This is a genomic window from Streptomyces sp. NPDC127092 (assembly GCF_042722475.1).
Taxonomy (GTDB): Bacteria; Actinomycetota; Actinomycetes; order Streptomycetales; family Streptomycetaceae; genus Streptomyces.
Window position 1 is genome coordinate 1 of the sequence record NZ_JBHXFE010000321.1, and the last position, 759, is coordinate 759.

The 759-nt window shown below is 68.0% G+C and carries 1 pseudogene; it reads right to left on the reverse strand.

The window, feature by feature from the left end:
• Positions 1-251 (reverse strand): annotated as a pseudogene (locus ACFWJO_RS40065) (integrase); the annotation flags it as partial.
• Positions 252-759 lie beyond the last annotated feature (508 nt).

The following is a 759-nucleotide window of genomic DNA, read 5'->3' on the forward strand; positions in this document are numbered from 1 at the left end:
GTCAGGTCACTGCGCGGCCGGGTTCCCGCTCTGCGGGCGCGTTCACGGGCGCGCAGCAAGTGATCCGCGAAGGATGCGACGGCAGGTCGAAGGGACTCGGGAATTGCGTCGATGCGGCGTTGCCGGCGACCTGCGGCGAGCCGCTCAGGCTGATCGGTTGGCATCGCCAGGCCGTGCTCGGTGAAATAGTTCTCCAGTGCCCGTGCCAGCGAGCCCATCGACCTCCCCGGCTGACGGGAACGTTCGAGCACGGATTGAGGATGGTGGGGCCCGTTGTCGTCGAGTAGTCGACCGAGGGCGGTGATCGCATTACAGGCGCGACCGGGAGAATATCGAGCGGCGAGGTATGCGACGAAATCCGTTAGCCAGTATGGTGGTTCGCCTAGTCGGGCGGCGAGGTTGGCGCCCTGAACGAAGGGGCGGTCCGGGTGACGTTGCCAGCACCGTGAGCACATGCCATGGGCCCGATGCCGACGCAGTTCCCCGCAGCTCATGTAGATCCTGGGCGGGTCCTTCGGTGGGCCCGGCCGTGAACACGAGCCACACCATCCGGTCGATTCCCGCAGATAGCCGAGCTTCCCGCACCGCGGACACGGGTTCTGCTGGGCGAGCAGGTCGGTGCGGCGGCGACAGGTCTTGCATAACCGGGCATCGGCGCCGCGGACCGTGTGGCCGCACTCGGCGCAACGCCTCGAGCACAGCACGCACCGGCCGGTGGCCGGTACCAGGACACGATCGCGGCCGCAGTCCGGGCATCGT